Here is a 16,532-nt window from a genome sequence, read left to right on the forward strand (position 1 = left end):
CTTACGAAACCGTCGATTCTGTAAGTGCGGGGGCTCACCTGGACCTACAGCAGACCGAGCTGTTCGAGATCCTTGGCGTACTTGACGATCAACTGTCGCGACAGATGCGGGATGTCGGTCGTACCGTCCTGCCCGACCGGACCGATTCCGGCCGCCTGCACCGCGTGCTGGAAACGCTTGGCCGGAACAACCCCATGGTCCTCGGCGCCGGAGGGCTGTTCGAACGCGTGCAGCAGGGGTAGCAGCGAGTGCTGCTTTTGCTTTTCGGGTAGGCCGCGGATGGCGGTGTCGAAGCGGTCGAACCACTCGTTGTAGTTGTCGATGCGCTGGATGGGGTAGCCGGCATCGATGAGCCAGTCGACGAAGTTGTCCAGCGAAACACCATCGGAATGCGGGTTCACACAGTCGTACGTCACGTAGGCGTCGGTGGCGTCGGGGCCCTCCGGCACCTGCGTGCCCAACGTGGTGATGGCCTCGGCGGTGAAGTCACCCGGCAGCCCGTCATAGTGCGCACGGGGACGCTCAGCCGTGGCCTGCGCCTGGTAGAACGATCCGGGAGCGATACCGGTGGCGATCACGCTGAGGATCAGGCGGGTGAATTGATCGGGGACGTTGAGCTGGCCGGTGTAGTGGCTGTGAGCCAGGATCATGTCGGAGCGGAACACCGCGACTGGCAGGCCGCAGAGGTCGTGCGCCTCCCGCAGCAGCACCTCGCCCGCCCACTTGCTGTTGCCGTAGCCGTTCGCGTACAGCTCGTCCACGGGGCGCACCGCGCTGATGAGCCGGATATCCGACTCTTCGTCGAAGGTGGCCGGGTCGACATACGCCGCGACCGCGACCGTCGACAGATAGGTGATGGGCTTGATCTTGGTGGTCAGTGCCAGCTTGATGATTTCACCGGTGCCAACGACATTCGGGCCGAACAGCTGCTTGTAGGGCAGTACGTGGTTCACCAGGGCGGCCGGGTGCACGATCACGTCCACGGTGTCGGCCAGGCGTTGCCAGGTGTCGGCTTCCAGGCCGAGGTTGGGATCACCGATATCACCCGCGAGCACCTCGAGGTGTTTTTCGGCCAGCGTCCGGAAGTGCGCCAGCAGTTCGGTGTCGCCGGTGTCGAACGCCTCCTCGAGGCGGCGGTAGGCGGCGTCGGCGTCCTTGCCGCGAACGATGACGATGAGCTTGCCCTCGGTTTTATCCAGGCGCTCAAGCCATTCCAGTGCCAGGTAGTGGCCCAGGTAGCCGTTGGACCCGGTCAGGAGCACGGTCTGCGGGACTCCGACCGCTCTGGGCAGTGAAGGGGCTGCCTGCAGGGTGGCCTCGTCGATGAACTTGTCCAGGGTCAGGTCGGCGGCTCGGATCTCAGTATGCCCCGCTCCGTGCACCGTCTCGGCGGTCGGCCGGTTGCCGCCGGAATGGCGTTGTTCGTCAACGAACTTCGCGATTCCGCTGAGGTCGTTGGCGGCACTGACGATGACACCGACGGGAACCTCGACGGCGAAGATATCGCGCAGTAGGTCGGAAAAGGACAGGGCAGACAGGGAGTCGCCACCCAGGTCGGTGAAATGTGCGTCCGAAGGCAGCACAGCGAGTTCGGCCGATGACACGCCCAGCAGGGCCTGTGCGGCCTTGAGTACCGTCTCCAGCGCGGGCTTATCGGGATCGTAATCGGAACGCAGCCGGTGCATTTCCAAGCTCTGCTGCTCGGCGATATCCGCGTACATCTGTTCGAGCCGATCGCCATAGTGCGACTTGAGGTTCGGCCGTGCCAGCTTCGCAATGCCGGTCAGCAGACCGTTGCCCTGGGTGAAGGGCTGGGGCTCGACGATGAAGTCACGCGGGATCTCGTAGGACTGCAACTGGATCTCTCGGGCGATGTCCTGCAGCGAATCCGCGATGGTCACCTTGAGTGCCGCGGTGTCTCCCTTCGCGGCCGCGACGGCCTCCGGTGTCGGCACCACGACCGCCAGCAGATAGGACCTTTCGCTGCTGCCGTACACGTAAATTTGGTGTACCACAGGGCTGTTGGCGTACTCGGCTTCCAGTGTGGCGACCGCGACGAACTCGCCTTGGGACAGTTTGAGCACGTTGTTGCGGCGATCGACGATCTGGATGTTGTCGTGGGTGAGCTCGCTGACAATATCGCCGGTCATGTAGAAACCGTCTTCGTCGAAGACGCCCGCGGTCACCTCGGGGCGCTTGTAGTAGCCGAGGAACATGCCGTCGGTCTTCAACAGCAGCTCACCGCGCGGATGCGGCTGGTCGGTGGAGAAGTACCCCAGCTCGGGCACATCGACGAGCTTGTATTCGATGACCGGGGGGCGTTGCACGACTCCGTCGCGGAACACCATGCCGGCCTCGGTGGATCCGTAACCGTCGGTCAGATGCAGCTCAAAGCAGGACTCGATGAATTCGCCGAGCTCTTCGGATAGCGGTGCCGAGCCCACCATGACCGCCAGTACACGGCCACCGAACAGGTTGTCACGGATCTCGGCCTTGACCTCCGCGGCCACCGCATCTGAATCCGCGGCGTGACCACTGGCCAGGCGACGATCCACCTCGGTCTGGAACCGTTGGAAGACCATGTCGCATACGCGGGGCACCAGGGCGAGCGCGGTGGGGCGAATCAGCTCCATGTCTTCGAAAAGCGTTGACATGTCGCTGGATGCGGCAAAGTACCCGAGTCCACCGGTGGACAGTGTTGAGGTGAGTGTGCCGCGGCCCATGATGTGGCTCATGGGCATGAAGTTCAGGCCGATCATCGGCAGGTTCTCGGTCCCGGCCATGACGTCTTCGCGAATCCACCAGCGGCGCACGATGTTCTCACTGTGCATGGCGCCCTTGGGGGCCCCGGTGCTGCCGGAGGTGTAGATCAGCAGCGCCAGCGGGTCGTCGCCGTCGGAGGGTGCGTAGAGCGGGGCCGCGGGAAGCTGTGCGCCACGCGCGATCACCGCATCGAGCGTCTCGATGGTGATGCCGGTTCCCGCGAGCTGTGCGCTGGCGGCGTCGAAGGCCTCGCGTTGCGCATCGACCTCGGGGGTGTAGTCGAACACCACGACCTGCTTGACCGACGGGGTGGCGAGTACGGATTCCAGTGCAGTGCCGATCAATTCGACGCTCACTGCGAGTGTGTTGGGTTCGGTCTCGGCGAGAATGGTGGTCCACTGCGAAGCCGGTGCGCTGGTCTGCAGCGGCACTGCGACTCCGCCGAGAATCATGATCGCCAGATCCAGCACCGTGTAGTCGACGCTGGTGAAGCCGAGCGTAGCGACCAGGTCGCCGCTGTTGACCGAATGTGCCGCGTCATGGTGCCAATAGGCGGCGACAGATGTTGTGCGGGACCATAATTCGCCGTAGGTTGTGGTATCGAAACGGGGGAGTAGACGCAGCACGGAGCGGCCCTCATGGTCGGTGGCGAGTTCACGTGCGCGCTCGCCCAGTGCGGGGCGCTCGGCGTATCCGGTCATCAACGTCGCGATGGCCTCCGAGAGATGAAGGCCTGGGCGCAGTACCTGCTCGGCGACCGCACGGTCCGGGGCAGTGGCGCGGAACTGTGGATCGCTCTCGCGCAGATTCTCGATGCGGCGGGCCAGCTGCTCCAGCTGCGGGTCGGTCTCGTTGGTCACGGTCATGGCAGCCTCACATCGACAGGGTGTTCTTTGAAAGTCTGAAAAGTAGATTACCTAAACTAACGATATCTCCAGACATGGTATTCCTCACACCCTGCTCCCACTGTCCGGGATGCGCATCCATCGATAGCGTCGATGTGAAGACGGTTGCGCAGGGCTCTCCCCATGCGAAGGATTACCCGCTGCGACGAGCCATGACTGTAGGCGCCACGGCTTACACGGAGGTTGCTCAATGGGGTCGCTCGGGCGTCGAATGCTCGAGGCTTGGGTGAAGAGCCGGCTCGGGCGGATCAGGTGCGGGTGAACTCCACGATGTCGCGCCACCGGCTTCCGGTGGCAGACGAGAAGGCGAAACCCTCCGGTTCGGTGAGGGTGCGTAGCTCGGCGATACCCAGGCGATCGGGGTCCAGGAAGATCTCCTGGAAGACCAGCCGTCCGCCGGGCTTGAGTGCCTTGTGCAGTGACTGGATGCATGCCGTCTTGTCGGGGACTTCGCCGATCACGCTGGCGAGGAAGGCGATGTCAAAGGACTTGTCCGGGAAGGGAAGTCCATTGCTGGCGTCACCCGAGTGAAATCCTGCGTTCCGATATCCGGCCCGATCGAGCTTGCGTTTCACCTTGTCGAGCATCTGGGGCTGCACGTCGAACAGGTCGAGATGGCCGGAGGGGAGTCGCGGGGCGATCTGCACGCTGAAGATTCCTGGCCCTGGGCCGATCTCCAGCACTCGTTCGTCGCCGCGTAGCGCCAACCGCTCGGCCACACCCGCGGGGTTCACGAACTTCCGGTGAATCGGATTGTCGAGCATGAAGGCCGCCTGGTGCGGAAACGGGAAGTCGCCCACCCTGCGCACCTGGCGTATCACGGTGTCCATCCATGTTGTAGGCATGAACTAAGGGTACCCTTAGTTGAACTGTGGTGGGGCTGTTGCTAGTGGTGGCCACCACCACTGCTGCCACTACTACTGCTGCCGCTACTGCCACTGCCGTAACCGCCACCACCGCTACTGCCGCCCGAACTGGGTGCCTGTGTCGCCGTGCTGTACGTCGGCGCCTCCCGCGTGGGTGCTTCGCGTGTAGGTGCCACGGTTTCTGGCGCCGACGCTCGTGAGGGGGGCGTCTCACGCTCGACGGGTGCCTGCTTCGCCGGAGCCTCGGTGGGGACCTGTTGGGGGGCAGGTTCTACGGTCGCCCGTGGTGTGGGTGCTTCGGGCGTCGGGGCCTCGTAAGTCGGCGTGCTGTGCTGCTTGGTCGGTTCGGGAGCGGCCGATGGCTCGGCCGTCTCCGAGGGTGGTGTGGTGACCGTTTGGCGTGGCGTAGGCGTAGGTGTAGCCGGTGTCTCATGAGTTGGAGCCGTCGGCGTCGTCACGGGTGCCGATGTCTCTTCCTTCGGTGTGGATGCGGGAGCCGCCGAGGTGGGTGCCGGAGCCGGGATGCTGGTGGTGGCATTGGCCGGAGGCCCGGACGTCGGGGTCGGTGACTGTGACGGTTCGGTCGACGGGGCTGGGCTCGAAGTGCTGGACGTCGCGCGCGGCTCCGTGGACGGGGCCGGTGTCAGTGGCGGAACCGCCGGCAGTGACGGGGGTGTGAAGTCCTCGGGCACTTGCTTTGGCGGAACCGTAGGCACTGGCGCCGTCAATACTGGTGGGGCGGCAGGCTTTACCTCGACAGGGGATACCGATGTCGGTGTCTTCTCGGGAGCTGGGGGTGGGGTGGCCAGTTCCTTGCTGAAGTTTCGGACCGACTTCGTCGAAAGGTCCTTGATGAGATCCCCCGACGGGCGGGCGGACTTGTCGTCGGTGAGGAACTGCGCCAGTGACGCATCGAGGTTCACCACCGGCTCGGCCAGCACCGGGCGGTCTGCGACGCGGGCGGTGCTGGTTACGGGGGACCAGTCACGCTCTAAGGGGTTGTCCCAGCTGCGATTCAGGTTCCAATCCCGGTACTGGGCAGGGTTGACCCCATGTGCCTGATCCCACAGGTTGCGGCTGTACACCGGGTTGGTGTTCTGGAACTTCCAGTCGTAGTACTCCCGATACGGGTGGTACCTGTCGTACCAACCCTGGTCGCGGGGATCGTCGTCGCGGAATTGCCCCCATTCGTTGCGGCCGTCTCGATCTCGACCGTCGCGGTTGTAACCGGACCAGTTGTAGCCGTCCCAGTTGTAGCCCGACCGGTCGTAGCCCCATCGGTCGTAGCCCCACCGGTCGTAGCCCCATCGGTCGAAGCCCATGAAGTCGAACCCGTACCGGTTGAAGCCGGACAGTCCCCAGTTGAACCAGTCCAAGACGTTGTATCCGTAGAGCAGAGACCAGGACTGGTCGTAGCCGCCCAGATCGAGCAGGTTGGGCGTCAATGGTGGCGCGACGGGAGCCGGCCAGTCGGCAACGGGGTCGACCGGAATTCCGGGAGGCGGGGGAGCCGAGTAGGACTGTGGTGCCGGGCCGGGCGCGCTCGCGGCGGCAGCGTAACCCCAGCTTGGCGGTGATGATGCCGGTGCCGCGGGCCCCACGTTGGCGGCCAGATTCGCGTCCGTGTTCACTTCTGGCGGGGCGGGCAGCGCGGGAAGCTGCTGGGCCTGTTCCGGTGTGTACTGGCGCAGCTGCTGAGTGAGCTGCAGATACAGGTTCTGCAGGGTGGTGCGTTCATTGGAGGCGGAGACGAACTCCAATCCCCGTTTGGCTTCGTTGAGTGAGGTCCGGGCCTCGGTGAGCTGATCAGGAGAGGGCTGCTTACCGTTGCCCAGGATGTCCTGGGCGTTTTTGAGCGGGGAAACCACGGCCCGCACGGCGACGTCCTGGGAGTGGGTGGTGAAGACGGTCCTGTTCAACGCCCACAGTGAACCGCCGGGTTCGGCAGCGTAGGCCGCGCCCAGAAGCACCGCTGCCAGCAGACCGATCAGCGTCCCGAAGGCCGCCGCACGCAGCTGCGGCTCACCGGGCACGTACTTGCTCCACTGTGCGGGCGGTTCGGGGTCGTTCTCGGGGAACTCCCACGCCCGCATCGCCGTGTCCTCGACGGGAGGCGGAACAATCGTCATCTCAACCCTCTGTACTACCGGCGCCCCCGCTACACCCAGCGGAGACAACTATCAGCACTAATACACACCGAACTCTAGGTATTCCATCGCCGGGGTAGTCGCGGTCGTTACCGATTCTCAGTAATCCGGTCCATCGAACTTCAGCGATGTTGGGGCGCAATCAGTCCCGGTACATCGCCCACAGCGTGGGGCCGTCGGGCGTCGGTTTGATCTCGTCGACCACCGTGAAACCGAAGCGTTCGTAAAGCGGGTTGTTGCGGATGTTGGAGCTCTCCAGATATGCCGGACCTTCGATCTGATCGATCTGGTGTTTGATGAGCGCCGAGCCGATGCCTCTGCCGGGGACGGTGGCGCCGATGGTGGCCAGATACCAGTGCGGGTGCTTGGGCCGGACTGCCGCGGCCGCACGCGCCAGCGCAATACCGCGGAAGACGCCGAGTCGTACCGCGCCGAGAAGCAACGGGATGGCCCGCATTCTCTGCGCGCCCGGTGGCTCCCAGCTTGGGGGATCCCAATGCGCGGCCCCGACGGCGACGCCGTCCTCGTACAGCAGGTACTCGCCCTGGCCGGAGCCGTGCAAGGCCAGTGAGATCCCGTGAAAAATTGCTTCGTCACGCCGGGGGTCGGAGTTCACCCAACGAACCACGGGATCTTCTGCGAATGCCGTGGCGATCACGCGGTGGGCAACGGCCTCGGTGGTGGAGTCGATGTCTCGGATCTCGCGGGTCATATGTGTTCTACGAGCCCGATGCCCCGAAGGTTCCCGATCAGGTGTCGCTGTGACGCATCACAACGGCGGCCGTGATCGCGGCGGCCACCAGGATCAGCGTCGACACCCCCGCGACCGCGTGGATTCCGTCGGTCCATCCGGTCCTGGCGAGCTCGGCCGCGGCGGCGCCTGCCTCTCCACCGATGTCCTTGGCGCGCGCCATGGCCTGTCCGAGTGTCTCGTGTACATGGGTGCGGGCGGCGAAGATCGCCGAGGCGAGGGCACCGAACAATGCCAGCCCGAAGGCCGTCCCGAGCTCAAAGCTCATTTCTGAGATGCCGGTGGCCTGCCCAGCCCGCTCGGTGGGGGCGGCATTGAGCGCCACCGCCGAGACGAACGTGAACATGACGCCGGCGCCGGCGCCCACGATCACCGTCGCCGCGATGTAGACGCCCACCGGCCCGTGCGGGCCGAGCGCGAGGAGCACCGCGTTGCCGACCGCCATGGCCAGCAGAGATGTGACGAATGTCCAGCGCTCCCCGAGTAGACGCTCGATACGTGCTGCGTCCATCGAGAAGTAGGCGACGGTCAGCGCCATGGGCAGTCCCAGGAAGGCTGCGGCCAGTACGTCGAACCCGAGCACCGACTGCAGGTAGAGCCCGGTGAGGTAGGTCGTGGCGCCGAACGTCGCCATCGCAGCGACGGTGCCGACGATTGCCACGGTGAAGGTCCGGTTGCGGAACAGGTCCAGCGCGAGTAGCGGGTGCGGGCAGCGCATCTGCTGCCGGATGAACACGGCCAAGGTGACGACGCCGATCACACCGGTGATCGCGACTGATAGCGAGAAGCCATGCGTCGCCGCGGCTTTCACGGCATACACCAGGGTCATGATTCCGGTCATCGACAGTGCGACGCCGGCGAGGTCGAACGGTTCCAGGACTGGGTTTCGGTATTCGGGGATGAGCGCGTTGGCGGTGAGCAGCAGCACGATCAGCACCGGCACGTTGATGAGGAACACCGAGCCCCACCAGTAGTGGTGCAACAGCATGCCGCCGATGACGGGCCCGACGGCGGCACCGAATGAGAAGGCCGCGGCCCAGATGCCGACGGCGAGCGCCTTCTGCCGGGCGTTGGGGAACATGACGCCGATGAGCGCCAGGCTGGCGGGCAGCAGGGTGGCCCCGCCGATGCCCATCAGCGCGCGTGCTGCGATCAACGCCAGCGGGGTGGGCGCGAATGCGGCGATCACCGATGCGATACCGAAAAGTGTTGCACCCCAGAGCATGAGACGTCGACGTCCCCACCGGTCGCCCAGGTTGCCCATAGTGATGAGCAGTCCGGCGAGCAGGAATCCGTATACATCCAGGATCCAGAGCTGTTCGGCCGCCGACGGGTTGAGCGACTCGGACAGCCGTGGCATCGCCAGGAACAGCACCGAGACGTCCATCGACACCAGGAACACGGGCAGCAGGAGAGTAGCGAGCCCGAACCATGTACGGCGTCCAGCGCGGGCGCCTTCTGGCGTCGCGTTTTCGGGCGCAGTGCTCTTGCAGCTGGTCATGGGGTATCGCTCCGGTGATATTTGGGCGCGTACGGCGTACGCAGTAGACTGGGTACACTGTACGCAAATTGGTGAAGCCGGTCAATCGAGTTATGAAGGGAGCATCGTGACCGATCCGCGTCTCACGCTGGAATCGATTGTTGCCAAGGCCATCACGATTGCCGATGCAGAGGGTCTGACCGGTGTGTCCATGCGCAAGATCGCCGAGGCCCTCGGGGTGGGGGCCATGTCGCTGTACCGCCACGTCGCCGACAAAGATGCGCTCCTGGTCGAGATGACCGCAGAGGTCACCCGCCGATTCGCCTACCCCGCCGACATGATGGGCGACCCCGACTGGCGCGCACGGGTGCGCGTCGCCGTCGAGTACGACTTCAATCTGTACAGCACTCATCCCTGGGTGCTGTTGGCGTATGCGGTGCCACGCAATGGGATGCAACCCGACACTCTGGTGTGTTTCGACTGGCTGCTGGAGGCCTTCGGTCACCTCGGGGTTCCGGTGCCCGAGGCGGCGGAATTGGCATTTCAGGTGTGGAGCTACTCGCAGGGCGTCGGCCTCGGTGCGGTCGGCGGGCAGCTTGTCTCCCCGGGTACGCGCACCGACTTTTCAGGTTTGTCCGAGCTGATCGGCGGCAACGTCGAGCTGCCGGAGTCCCCGCGACTGGCCGCGCTGGTGGGGGTGGGCGATCTGCCGCAGGTGACAAATCCGCGTGAAGTCATCGTCAAGGGTGTCCAGATCCTGTGCGACGGCATCGCGCATCGCTACGAGTCGCTATAGGTACCCGGCGATGACCGCAGCCTCCTGGCGTAGCCGCGCGGCGGCCTGGGCTTGGCCGAGCGTGTCATAACGCTCGGCTTCAGCGGTGCGGTCATCGATCTGCGCCCGCAGGATGGCACGCACATCGGCAGGGGAGAGCACCTTGCGGGCGGCTTCCGCTGACCCGAGACCTCTTGTCGCACCAGCGATATGAGTGTTATCCAGTCTGGTCCGCGCTGTGTCGTCCACTGACTCGGCGTTGTCGATCGCGGCGATCGCCGTCCGCAGTGCGCTCACGGCCACGCTGTTGCGGGCCTTCATCGCGGCAGTCAGATCGGTGCGCATGGTGGTGCGCAACACGTGTGGGTCGTGGGTCGATGTCATGGGGATCCGGCCAGGCCGACGCCGTCTTCGTGCTCCACGACGTCAACCGTCGAGGCCCCGCCGCCGGGTGTTGCGAGGATCCATCGCTCGCCCGACTCGGTGCTCGGATCCTCCATATCGAAGAGCACCCGCTGGCGCAGTTCGTGAGCAATGGTCTGTGCCACTGCCTCCTGAGACCGGGTCATCGGCGCGGTGGGCGGCCAGATGATGCACAGTCCCATCTCGAATCCGTCTGTGTACTTAGTGATCTGGACATAGCCATCCGCGTCATCGACGGGATGACCATCTGATTCCAGGGTAAAGCCACAGGCTTTGGTGCAGGCCGCGACCACCGGCATATCGGACGCGACTCGCTCTACAAAGAAGTTCATGTAGTTCGGATCGGTCATGGTTGGCGCCCGAGGTCAGGCGTCGCCATCGCGCGAATCGTCGTCGGAATTGTTGCGCCACTCGGAGAATCGGCGCCGCACATCGGTGGCGACATCGGTGACGCCCTGGCCGACGACATTGACGACGCCATCGAGCGTGGATCCGAAGTTACGCAGCGCAGAGATGAGCGGATCGGTCGAGGAATCGAAGTTCTCCTTGTATGACCTTGCCGCGGAGCGAAACTCGGAGCCCAGATCGGCCTGTGGGTCTTCGTCGCGTCGCGGATAGTCTCCGCTGAGGATCGCGCCGTACTCGCCTCGGTCGATCCACTTGGTGAGCTCGGCAGCCCGCAATACCGAGAACGGGTGCGATTGCAGTTCGAGGTTGAGTAGTTTGAGCACGCCGTCACGCATGTCCCCGGTGCGCTCGTACTCGGCCGCCTGAGCCAGAAAGCGCTGCGTATCCATCTCGTCGAGGCGTGAGCCCCCGGCCAGCTTCATCTCCACCCGAATCGCGGTGTCCACGTCCTGACCGCAGAGCATTCCGGCGCGGTCCCCGGAAAGCTCGGACTTGCGCTGCCATTCCATGAGCGCGGCGACGACGGCGCGCAGCGCCCACCCGCCGATCGGCATCCAGCCGAGGTTCCCGGCCAGCCGCATCAGGTGCATCAGCATGGTGCGGTACACCGCGTGTCCGGAGAGGGCGTGCCCGAGTTCGTGGCCGACGATGAAGCGCAGCTCCTGTTCGTTCATCAGGTCCAGCAGTGCGGAGGTCAGCACGATGAACGGTTGGTCCATGCCGATGGTGTACGCGTTGGCGTAGGGCCCCTGAATGACGTAGAGCTCCGGGGTTTCGGGGGCATCGAGGACGCGAGCGCAGTCGTTGAGGGTGTCGTGTAGTGAGGTGAACTGTCGATCGTCCACGCGGACCGCGGTCGCCAGATACATCAGCCGATGCTGACGTTCCCGCAGCAGCGCGGCCAGCGCCTTGAGGATGGTGTCGAAGCCTTTGAGGCTGCGCAGTGTTTGCAGAGCTGCCCGGTCGGCCGGGTGTTCCCAGGCTCGGGTACTGATTCCGGGAAACTCGGCATAGGTGCGAGTAGGCAGATCGGACATGGCATTCAACCTATCTGGTGACCGTACGCAGCGCGTGCGTCCGGGGAAATCGGGGAACGCGAAAGCTGTTAGCGGATGCTATGCGGTCAACGCCTGGTCTCGATGTCATGTGTCCCCCCGGAAGGTCTTGTTGTTAGGTCAGACGATCGCGCATGCGTTTTGGTTCCCCCGCACACTTACGTCCTCGTGTTCCGGAGTTCCCTCTGGTACCACTCCGACTTGATCCTTACCGCGTCCATCAGTGTCGGGTACTGGCCGATCCCGTTGGGCCCACTACCGCCGAGCTCGAACACGGTGCCCGGCTCGTCGCTGAAATAGGAGTGGGCAACGGCGATGATCATCACGTAGTCGTCCTCGGTGCCGAGAACGGGAATCAGTTGGTTGAAGGAGTGGGCACCGAAGTATTCGGGAGTCAGCGACGCGCCTTCGAGGTACGCCTTCATGCCCTCCCAGTTCGTCGAGCCGGGCGCTGAATCGGCGAGGGAGAACAAGTCATCGAAGCCACAGAAGGCGTGCAAGCCGTCGGAGATCTGCAGCAGTTCCCGGTGGTCGGCGTCTAGGTACAGACCCCACTGCCGTTCCTTTGTGCGGATGTCCTTGCGTGTCGTCGGCTGGGGTGTGCCGGGAAGGTCGTACAGGGGGTCCTTCTCGTGTAGAGCCTTCTGCTGGTCGGCGAGCATCGACACGAGCGAAGACCACTCGTCGTGCCGGGCAGAGCTACTGGGGGACACACATGCACAGAGGAATGCGGCGACGAGCAAGAGTGTCGCGCCGAACCGCATACGACCCCCGAAACTTACGCCCATCATCAACGATAGCAAACAGCGCGAAGCTGGTATGCCGAAATTCGGCCACCGGGATCTCATCTTGACAACAGCTGATGTCAACATGATGATTGCTCGGGGCAGCACGCCTCGGCTCTGCCGGCGCAACGCGAAACAGTCAGCAGCACACGAGCTACGGGAGACCCGATGCGGGCCGTCAGACACATGATCAACGTTCTTACGAAACCGGTCAGCGTCAGCTACCCATGGACTCCGACACTGTCCGAGCGGGTGGGGGGCCAGACGGTGTTGATCACCGGCGCCTCCAGCGGGATCGGCAGGCGGCTGGCCGAGAGGGTCGCGGAGGCGGGGGCTCGCGCGATTGTCACCGCACGCCGGGCCGATGAGCTCGACGACGTCGTGCGCGAGATCACGGTTCGAGGTGGTGTCGCGCACGCCGTGCCCGGCGATTTATCGACGAGTGACGGCGCGGATGCGGTCGCCAATGAGGTGCTCGAACGCTTCGGGGTACCGGACACTTTGGTGCTGAACGCGGGCAGATCGATCATGCGATCGCTCGCAGACTCCGAACACCGGCTGCACGATTACGAGCGCACCGTGGCGATCAACTACCTCGGTGGTGTGGGCCTGGTACTGCGCCTACTGCCGGGCATGCGTGCGCGCGGCTCGGGGCATATCGTGCACAGCTCCTCGATAGGAGTGCTGGGCAACCTGCCGGAGTTCTCTGCCTATGTCGGGTCGAAGGCGGCAATGGACGCGGTGCTGCGTATCGCGGGCATCGAGAGTCGTGCCGACGGAGTGCGCGTCACCAATGTTCATCTCCCGCTGGTCACGACCGACATGATCGCCCCGTCGGACTGGAGCCAGTACGCATCGCTGACGTTGGAGGAGGGCGTCGACATGGTCGTCGACGCGATCAGGCGGCGCAGTCGCGAGGTGAACAATCCCCTGGGCATCCTGTACCGGGATTCCTATCGTGTTCTGCCTGGAATCGTGAGCCGGGTGCAGAACGATTACTACCGTTGGTATTCGAGCCGCGGACGGAGCGCGGAAGCCCCGGTAGAAGCGGTGACCGCCCCGTTGAGGTAGGCCCCAACGCGCGCGTCTGCGTGGATATACTCGCCGACCTATGGACAGCGTGCCTACCGCCCTCTCGGCGCCGAGCGGGCAGGCCGAGCAGCGGGATGTGAATGAGTCGGGGCACCCCGACAAGCTCGACGCCTCGCTGCTGCGGATTGCCGGCATCTGCGGTTTGGCCAGTGTGATGGCCTTTCTGGACAGTACGGCGGTGGCGGTCGCTCAACGCACCTTTGTCGCCGAGTTCGGTTCCAGTCAGGCCGTCGTGTCCTGGACCATCGCCGGTTACATGCTTGCGTTCGCGACCGTGATCCCGATGACCGGATGGGCGGCCGACCGTTTTGGCACCAAACGTCTGTTCATGGGTGCCGTCCTGGTATTCACGATTGGCTCGTTGTTGTGCGCGGTGGCCCCAAATATTCTGCTGCTCATCATCTTCCGCGTGATTCAAGGGGTTGGCGGTGGCATGTTGATGCCACTGAGTTTCATGATCTTGACCCGCGAGGCGGGCCCAAAGAGGCTTGGTCGAGTGGTCGCGATCGGGGCGGTGCCCTTCCTGCTCGGCCCGATCGGTGGACCGATCCTGGGTGGATGGCTGATCGGCAGCTACGGCTGGGAATGGATCTTCCTGATCAACCTGCCGATCGGGTTGAGCGCCATCGTGCTTGCGGCACTCATGTTTCCCGGGGACAACCCTGAGCCCTCCGAGAAACTCGATATCGTGGGCGCGCTGTTGCTCTCACCCGGCGTGGCGATTCTGCTGGTGGGGATGTCGGCCATCCCCGGGCGCAACAGCATGGCCGACCGGCATGTTCTGCTGCCCGTCATCATCGGTGTCGCACTCATTGTCGCGTTCGTCGTGCACACCAAGAACCGCGCGTCACATCCTCTTGTCGATCTACGGCTGTTCGAAAATCGTGTGGTCAAGTGGGCCAACATCACACAGTTCGCTTTCGCCGCCACCTTTGTCGGCGTCAGCTTGCTCGTTCCGAGTTACTTCCAGGTTGTGCTGCACCAAACGCCGATGCAGTCCGGGATGTCCATGGTGGCGATGGGAGTCGGTCTCGTGCTGACCATGCCCTTCGCGGGGATGTTCATGGACAGGCGCGGGCCCGGCACGATTGTGTTGCTTGGTCTTCCGTTGATCGCGGTGGGCCTGGGCGTCTTCACATTCGGCGTGGCACGACAGGCCGATTTCTCTCCGATACTGCTGGCCGGGTTGATGGTGATGGGCATGGGGGTTGGCTGCACGTCAACGCCGCTCTCGGCGGCGTGCGTGCAGTCGCTGGCACCGTCCCAGATCGCGCGTGGCACCACGCTGCTGAGCGTCAACGACCAAGTGGGCGGATCGGTGGGGGCCGCGTTGGTAGCAACGCTGTTGACCAATCAATTCAATCGCGCCGGAGGCGGAATTGAAGTCGATCCGTTAGCAGTAGCGGGTGGAGAAACCGGGAGTCGTGGAATATCAAGCGGCCCGGTGGTGAATCCGATTTCAGATTTTGCGATAAATACTTCTCAATGGCTTTCACACGCGTACACGGCGGTATTCCTAGCAGCCGTTGTATTAGCGGTGTTCACCATTGTTCCCGCAGTCTTTTTGCCGAGGAAGTTGGTGGTAGGGGGCAAGGCCTGAGAATTTTCGCCACGTTTCGTTCCGTGTGCCTGTGCAGGTAAGCGGCCTGACGCCCGGCCCCGAGGGCCGTTCGCCTGGGTTAGGGAAGGCTTGCGTTACCTGAGAAAACCCTTAAGCTGATCTGCCAGTAGTGTTCAATTTGTGGGCATAAGCCCCTGACCAGCGCTTAATAGCTAAGGGGTCGTATATGCGCATTGTGTCGTTTGGGTATCAGGTGTGGGGTTATCGAACCTTGCAGGCCTTGATCGATCTGGGGCATGAGGTTGTGCTCGCGGTCACCCATCCCTCCAGCGAGGAGGCGTACAAGGCGATTTGGTCGGCGCCGGTCGATGAACTCGCACGTGAGCATGGCATTCCCGTGCATTTCACGACGCGGGTCGATACCGAAACCATCAATTTGGTCAAGGGCGCCGAGCCCGATGTCATCGTCGTCAATAGCTGGTACAACCGGATGCCCGTCGAACTCTATGATTTTCCGCCGCACGGCACCCTGAATTTCCATGATTCGCTGCTGCCGAAATTCACCGGGTTTTCCCCTGTTTTGTGGTCATTGATCAGCGGCGAGTCCGAATTCGGGTTGACCGTGCACCGCATGGATAGCGGGCTCGATACCGGTGACATTCTGGTGCAGCATTCGCTGCCGATCGGCCCGGCCGATACCGGCACCGAGCTGGTGCTGCGCGGAATGGACCTGATTCCGGGGGTGCTGGCCGAAGCGCTGGGTGCCCTGGAGTCCGGTAACGCGCTGTGGCGGCCACAGAACAAGGCCGAACGCACTTACTGCCACAAGCGTTCTGAGCGTGACAGCGCGCTCGACTGGACTTGGCCTGCCGAGGATCTGGAACGATTCGTGCGCGCCCTGTCCGATCCGTATCCGCGCCCCTTCACCTTCTATGACGGGGAACGGATCGAGGTCCTGGAGGCACGCATTTCCGAGGCCCGCTACGGCGGCACACCGGGGCGGGTGATCGTTCAGGAGGAAGGCGGCGTGGTGGTGTGTGGTTCTGATGCTTATCGCGTCGGTAACCGCGGACTGGTGATCACCCGCATTCGGTGCGCGGACGGCACCGAGCGCAGCGGCCAAGAGTACTTCCGGCGCGGGGGATATCTCAACAGCAACACGTGATCTCGAGGCGGCAGAACAGGTGCTGAGTGTAGCGCCGCTGCGCTCGGATCGTGATGATGAGGAAAATCGATGCAAACCAATCCCTTTGACGATGACAGTGGCAGTTTTCTCGTTCTGGTCAACGACCAGGAACAACACAGCCTGTGGCCGTCCTTCGCCGATGCGCCATCCGGCTGGCGCGTGGCCTACGGTCATGCGGGCCGTGCAGCGTGTCTCGAGTACATCGATGAGCAATGGCCCGACATACGTCCGAAGGACTTACGCCAACGACTCGCGTAGAGGCCTTATTTGCCTTGCGCAACAAGGTATCTCACCGCTGATATTTCAGACACCAGTACGTAGGCCCAAGTAGGGAG

At 63.7% G+C, this 16,532-nt stretch carries 14 protein-coding genes; 5 read left to right on the top strand and 9 right to left on the bottom strand.

The genetic code is table 11. The features are described from left to right. Positions 1-44: 44 nt before the first annotated feature. The 5 genes from car to B4383_RS02145 form a co-directional block, all read right to left on the bottom strand. On the bottom strand, positions 45-3,629 hold the full coding sequence (gene car, locus B4383_RS02125; RefSeq protein WP_078287768.1) for a carboxylic acid reductase: 3,585 nt from the start codon (positions 3,627-3,629) through the stop codon (positions 45-47). A gap of 287 nt (positions 3,630-3,916) precedes the next feature. Then, positions 3,917-4,498 (bottom strand): class I SAM-dependent methyltransferase, encoded by a 582-nt coding sequence (locus tag B4383_RS02130; protein WP_078287769.1) that lies wholly within the window; start codon positions 4,496-4,498, stop codon positions 3,917-3,919. A 56-nt stretch (positions 4,499-4,554) separates the two neighbouring features. Beyond that, positions 4,555-6,663, bottom strand: coding sequence for a hypothetical protein (locus B4383_RS02135; protein WP_078287770.1), 2,109 nt, complete (start codon positions 6,661-6,663; stop codon positions 4,555-4,557). A gap of 160 nt (positions 6,664-6,823) precedes the next feature. Continuing rightward, positions 6,824-7,393 carry a GNAT family N-acetyltransferase gene (locus B4383_RS02140; protein WP_078287771.1) on the bottom strand — a complete coding sequence of 190 codons (570 nt, stop codon included), beginning with the start codon at positions 7,391-7,393 and terminating at the stop codon, positions 6,824-6,826. 37 nt (positions 7,394-7,430) lie between these two features. After that, entirely contained in the window at positions 7,431-8,933 is a 1,503-nt protein-coding gene (locus tag B4383_RS02145; protein WP_078287772.1) for an MFS transporter, read from the bottom strand. A gap of 106 nt (positions 8,934-9,039) precedes the next feature. On the opposite strand from B4383_RS02145, the gene B4383_RS02150 reads away from it, so the two are divergent. Further along, positions 9,040-9,708, top strand: a complete 669-nt coding sequence (locus B4383_RS02150) for a TetR/AcrR family transcriptional regulator (RefSeq protein ID WP_078287773.1) — start codon at positions 9,040-9,042, stop codon at positions 9,706-9,708. Here B4383_RS02150 and B4383_RS02155 read toward each other — a convergent pair. The 4 genes from B4383_RS02155 to B4383_RS02170 form a co-directional block, all read right to left on the bottom strand. Then, the gene (locus B4383_RS02155) at positions 9,703-10,071 is read right to left on the bottom strand and encodes a hypothetical protein (RefSeq protein ID WP_078287774.1); all 369 of its coding nucleotides are present in this window, start codon (positions 10,069-10,071) and stop codon (positions 9,703-9,705) included. The genes B4383_RS02150 and B4383_RS02155 overlap by 6 nt on opposite strands. Beyond that, a complete protein-coding gene (locus B4383_RS02160; RefSeq protein WP_078287775.1) occupies positions 10,068-10,460 on the bottom strand; it encodes a hypothetical protein in 393 nt (130 codons plus the stop codon). Before B4383_RS02160 ends, B4383_RS02155 begins: the two co-directional genes overlap by 4 nt. A gap of 15 nt (positions 10,461-10,475) precedes the next feature. Then, a complete protein-coding gene (locus B4383_RS02165) occupies positions 10,476-11,555 on the bottom strand; it encodes a M48 family metallopeptidase (RefSeq protein WP_078287776.1) in 1,080 nt (359 codons plus the stop codon). Positions 11,556-11,731: 176 nt separating this feature from the next. After that, a complete protein-coding gene (locus tag B4383_RS02170; RefSeq protein WP_078287865.1) occupies positions 11,732-12,241 on the bottom strand; it encodes an SMI1/KNR4 family protein in 510 nt (169 codons plus the stop codon). Positions 12,242-12,526: 285 nt separating this feature from the next. Here B4383_RS02170 and B4383_RS02175 point away from each other — a divergent pair, with 285 nt between their 5' ends. The 4 genes from B4383_RS02175 to B4383_RS02190 all read left to right on the top strand — a co-directional run bounded on the left by B4383_RS02175 (position 12,527) and on the right by B4383_RS02190 (position 16,455). After that, complete coding sequence (locus B4383_RS02175; protein WP_078287777.1) at positions 12,527-13,429, top strand: SDR family NAD(P)-dependent oxidoreductase; 903 nt, start codon at positions 12,527-12,529, stop codon at positions 13,427-13,429. A 40-nt stretch (positions 13,430-13,469) separates the two neighbouring features. Then, complete coding sequence (locus B4383_RS02180) at positions 13,470-15,050, top strand: DHA2 family efflux MFS transporter permease subunit (protein ID WP_078287778.1); 1,581 nt, start codon at positions 13,470-13,472, stop codon at positions 15,048-15,050. Between the two features lie 187 nt (positions 15,051-15,237). Beyond that, entirely contained in the window at positions 15,238-16,176 is a 939-nt protein-coding gene (locus B4383_RS02185; protein ID WP_078287779.1) for a methionyl-tRNA formyltransferase, read from the top strand. A gap of 69 nt (positions 16,177-16,245) precedes the next feature. After that, the gene (locus B4383_RS02190; protein ID WP_078287780.1) at positions 16,246-16,455 is read left to right on the top strand and encodes an MbtH family protein; all 210 of its coding nucleotides are present in this window, start codon (positions 16,246-16,248) and stop codon (positions 16,453-16,455) included. The last annotated feature ends 77 nt before the right edge of the window (positions 16,456-16,532 follow it).

The organism is Mycobacterium sp. D16R24, from assembly GCF_002013385.1.
Lineage (GTDB): Bacteria > Actinomycetota > Actinomycetes > Mycobacteriales > Mycobacteriaceae > Mycobacterium.